General features: G+C 48.4%; 3 protein-coding genes. 1 reads left to right on the top strand and 2 read right to left on the bottom strand.

Annotated features, from left to right (window positions below):
• A partial coding sequence (locus QJQ48_RS28180) for a hypothetical protein (protein ID WP_346294493.1) occupies positions 1-545 on the top strand: 545 nt, incomplete at its 5' end.
• A gap of 3 nt (positions 546-548) precedes the next feature.
• Here the strand turns inward: QJQ48_RS28180 and QJQ48_RS28175 are convergent.
• Positions 549-869, bottom strand: a complete 321-nt coding sequence (locus QJQ48_RS28175; RefSeq protein ID WP_346294492.1) for a hypothetical protein — start codon at positions 867-869, stop codon at positions 549-551.
• A 219-nt stretch (positions 870-1,088) separates the two neighbouring features.
• On the bottom strand, positions 1,089-1,371 hold a 283-nt coding region (locus QJQ48_RS28170; RefSeq protein ID WP_346294491.1), incomplete at its 5' end, for a sigma-70 family RNA polymerase sigma factor.

Raw genomic sequence — 1,371 nt, 5'->3', positions numbered from 1 at the left:
CCCTCTTTGGCACCGGCAGCACCAAAGAGAACGTCATCGAAGCGATCGCCCTAGCCAAACAAACTATAAAGCTCAAAGCCGAAAACGAACGGCTCAGCGCACGCCTGAAAGCCGCCGAAGAGCGGATCGAAGTGCTTGAAGAGTATCCCAACCGAGAACTCATCCACATCTACCCAGAAGGTACTAAACCGAAGCGATCGCCGGTTGAAGACATCCGCAGCACACCCAACGCCGACCTGATCAGCAGTAAAAAGCGGGGAGCCTTTGAAGAGCGCCTGCGCCGCAGCGTCGAAGCCATTCAGGAGTACAACGCCGGTAGACCGCTAGAAGAACAGATTGCCATCAACGCCGGCTCCCTGCGCAAGATTGCCAAAGGCAACGTGCAGGCCATCAACATGTGGGTGAAGAACAACGATGAGCTAGAAGCCTACAGCGCAGCCCAAGGTCACACCTACCGCCAGAACGTCGGCAAGGATCTATCAGTTGTCAAATGGAATGAAGAGGCTTATGGAGCCTATGAGTGGCCGGAAGGCTATTTTCCCTGATCCTTATTTGCATGGCTCATCTGATGGTCCTAAAAGGCTCTCTGGAATTAGCTTAAGTCCTTTGAGCGCTGCCATATTTAGCTGAGCTTCTTTATCAGGAAGCCATTTTGGTACTCCAGATGTGTTTGATGGAACGAGATAAGGGTCTTTCATGCATTTCAGTTCCGATACTCCCGCATACCATATATCTCGCGTAATGGCATAGCCTTTAGCATTGGCTGCCATAATCACTTGATTGACTGTCGTCCAGCTTTCAATTTGCTGAGATGTGAAATCTCCCCACTCAACAGCCTGTAAAAAACGCTTGGCTTCTTTATTTTTCATAGCTAAATTTATTTTATAATTTTGTTTAAATTTGCTTTACTATTTTACCATAATCAAGTAAAATATAAGACTTTTTATCTTTTAAAGCTTACAGCGCAGCCCAAGGTCACACCTACTGCCAGAACGTCGGCAAAGACATATCGAGCATCAGGTGGAATGAAGAGGCTTACGGAGCTTATGAGTGGCCGGAAGGCTACTTTAGTTAGCTAGCACCCTTAGCTAACTAGAGCTTAATTCTGCGCTGTGAGCTTCCTGAATACGTTGAATAGAGCGGTTACAGATTTGCCGAACCCGCTCGCGGCTGAGCTGAAAACGCTGGCTGATATCTTGGAAGCTCAGTTCCTGTCCATATCTGAGCATAACGATAGTCCGCTCTCGCTCAGAGAGGTCAGCCGCCTGAAAAAGACTTTGAATCTGCCGAGGGCGATCCCAAGCCTCCAAGGTCGCCATCACATCAGCATCATCAGCAATGAGGTGGCCTAGTTCATTATTGTCACTATCG

Source organism: Sphaerothrix gracilis Ecp01, from assembly GCF_030405905.1.
Taxonomy (GTDB): Bacteria; Cyanobacteriota; Cyanobacteriia; order Phormidesmidales; family Phormidesmidaceae; genus Sphaerothrix; species Sphaerothrix gracilis.
The sequence above is the reverse complement of the archived record's forward strand: the minus strand, read 5'-3'. Positions and strand labels throughout refer to the sequence as shown.

Excerpts from the sequence above, each read along its gene's own strand:
- QJQ48_RS28175 (WP_346294492.1), bottom strand. The coding sequence starts at position 869 with ATGAAAAATAAAGAAGCCAAGCGTTTTTTACAGGCTGTTGAGTGGGGA.